General features: G+C 36.0%; 4 protein-coding genes and 1 pseudogene. 4 read left to right on the plus strand and 1 reads right to left on the minus strand.

The annotated features are described in order from the left end of the window. Positions 1 to 125: 125 nt before the first annotated feature. From ACFVSH_RS26000 to ACFVSH_RS26015, 4 genes and pseudogenes are all read left to right on the plus strand, one after another. A complete protein-coding gene (locus tag ACFVSH_RS26000; protein ID WP_387598360.1) occupies positions 126 to 326 on the plus strand; it encodes a hypothetical protein in 201 nt (66 codons plus the stop codon). Between the two features lie 175 nt (positions 327 to 501). Further along, entirely contained in the window at positions 502 to 762 is a 261-nt protein-coding gene (locus ACFVSH_RS26005; RefSeq protein WP_387708675.1) for a D-alanyl-D-alanine carboxypeptidase family protein, read from the plus strand. Between the two features lie 12 nt (positions 763 to 774). Continuing rightward, a pseudogene (locus ACFVSH_RS26010) lies at positions 775 to 921 on the plus strand (M15 family metallopeptidase); the annotation flags it as partial. 9 nt (positions 922 to 930) lie between these two features. Next, positions 931 to 1,461, plus strand: a complete 531-nt coding sequence (locus ACFVSH_RS26015) for a peptidoglycan-binding domain-containing protein (protein WP_387708678.1) — start codon at positions 931 to 933, stop codon at positions 1,459 to 1,461. 110 nt (positions 1,462 to 1,571) lie between these two features. Here the strand turns inward: ACFVSH_RS26015 and ACFVSH_RS26020 are convergent, their stop codons facing one another. Beyond that, positions 1,572 to 1,886: a hypothetical protein gene (locus tag ACFVSH_RS26020; protein ID WP_387708676.1), complete on the minus strand. Its 315-nt coding sequence runs from the start codon at positions 1,884 to 1,886 to the stop codon at positions 1,572 to 1,574. Between the last annotated feature and the right edge of the window lie 110 nt (positions 1,887 to 1,996).

Below are 1,996 nucleotides of genomic sequence, written 5' to 3' on the forward strand. Positions count from 1 at the left end.
GTGAAGGATACTATATCGAAAATTATACGACTATATTTTAATCCCGTCCTAAATTTTGAACGGGGTCTTCTTAGCCTGTTTTTCCTGTATAATAATACTATATTTTACATAAGGAGGGATTATTTATGGACCACGCCAGCAGTTTAATAGGGCTTTTTGCAATCATACCGATTTTGTTTTATCTGGGACTTATTGTTTTAAGTGTTTATTTCATAATTAAGGTAATAAAATTCATCAATGCAAAGACAAGATTAGATCAAGAAAGAAATGAAAAGCTGGATGAATTGATAAAAGCTATTGACAAAGAAAAAGAAAATCAAAATTAGCCTTTATAAAATAAAAGCACAGTCCCATTAAGGGTTGTGCTTTTGTTATTTTACAAGAATTGTATGGGATGATGAATCCATAATAGGTCCACTTAAAAGGGCTTTTTTTGTAACGTCAAGGTGAGTATACAAGCATTTCCTAATAAGTTCCATAACATATTAGGAGGTGATAAAATTGCCAGTTAAATTAGAAACTTTATTGAATCGTTCGGAAAAGAATATGGGCAGCGGAATTCATCCAGTCGTAAAAGAATCAGCATTGGAAATGGTAAAACGGGCATACGAAGAAGGCATTTTTGTCCAAATCAGCGCAGGTTTTCGGTCTATGGAAGAGCAAGCAAAGCTATATGGTCAAGGACGCCTGGGTTATATCTACGATGGAAAAAACTATAGTGATTTATCAAAACCGAGAGTGACCAATGCGATGCCAGGTTAATCTTACCATAACTATGGACTAGCAATTGATTATTCCATAGTCAGCGATGGAAAGAATGCCATTTGGACAATTGATGCAAAATGGAAACGGGTAACTGCCATTGGTAAATCCCTGGGCTTTGCATGGGGCGGGGATTGGTCAAACTTTAAAGATTATCCGCACTTGGATATGACGGACGGACTAACTTATTCTCAGTTAAAGGCGGGAACAAAGCCTAAACTGATATCAAAAGTGAATGGAACCACTCCACCAGCAACACAAGTCGAATCGGATGTCATTGTTAAAGATACGCCTGCAAAGGACAGCGGCAATCAGACTATCAAGTCCATCCAAAGGACATTAAATAGCCGGTATAATGCAAAGATAGATGTGGATGGTTATTATGGTCCTAATACTAAAAAAGCTTTGATAAAGGGTTTCCAAACCGAATTGAATAAACAATATGGTGCAAAGATTAATGTTGATGGAATATGGGGACCCCAAACAAAAGCGGCATCATCTAATGTTAGGGAAGGGGCGAAAGGGAATATCACCTATATTCTTCAAGCTGCACTTTATTTGGAAGGGCAAAATCCACATGGCATAGATTGTATCTTTGGAAGCGGAACGGAAATAGCGGTTAAGGCATTTCAAAGGGCAAGGGGAATACCTGCAGACGGTATTGCAGGTGAAAATACCTTTGCAAAACTATTGGGATAATATATGAAAATAAAACGATAATGCTTAAATGCAATTGGCTTAGAAAAAAAACCCTAAAAATGAGGGCTATTTTTGCTTGAATAAAAAATGGTTTTATAATAGCAGTTTTTTTAAAAGTAAATATCCCAATCGTTCAAGAAACGTAGTATAAGAAAGGTAAGAATACATACTGGGACAAGAAATGTGGCCGCATTTACGATATGGAAGTACTTCAATGTGGGATGCTTTATACCCTTGACTTTAATCACTAAATAAAAGAATGATAAGGTTGAGATAATTGGGCATAGCAAACCAAGATCTGTTAAAATCCTTGAAATTGGATAGTTCATGATACTAAGTCCAATAAGGAATGAAGCAAGGCAGATAATATTGATAACCGACAAAATGGTTGGTGTTAATAATAAGTTCTTTTTTACTGTCTCCATAAATTTCACCTCCAAAGTGATAATCCCACGCGTTATCTTATACTATCCACTGATTAGGTAGCAAGGCAAGGTTAAGGCTTTGTTAAAAGTAAAGGTTTATTTACTGAGTG

Source organism: Peribacillus sp. NPDC058002 (assembly GCF_042886655.1).
Lineage (GTDB): Bacteria > Bacillota > Bacilli > Bacillales > DSM-1321 > Peribacillus > Peribacillus aracenensis.

Excerpts from the sequence above, each read along its gene's own strand:
- ACFVSH_RS26000 (WP_387598360.1), top strand. The coding sequence starts at position 126 with ATGGACCACGCCAGCAGTTTAATAGGGCTTTTTGCAATCATACCGATT.
- ACFVSH_RS26015 (WP_387708678.1), top strand. The coding sequence starts at position 931 with ATGACGGACGGACTAACTTATTCTCAGTTAAAGGCGGGAACAAAGCCT.
- ACFVSH_RS26020 (WP_387708676.1), bottom strand. The coding sequence starts at position 1,886 with ATGGAGACAGTAAAAAAGAACTTATTATTAACACCAACCATTTTGTCG.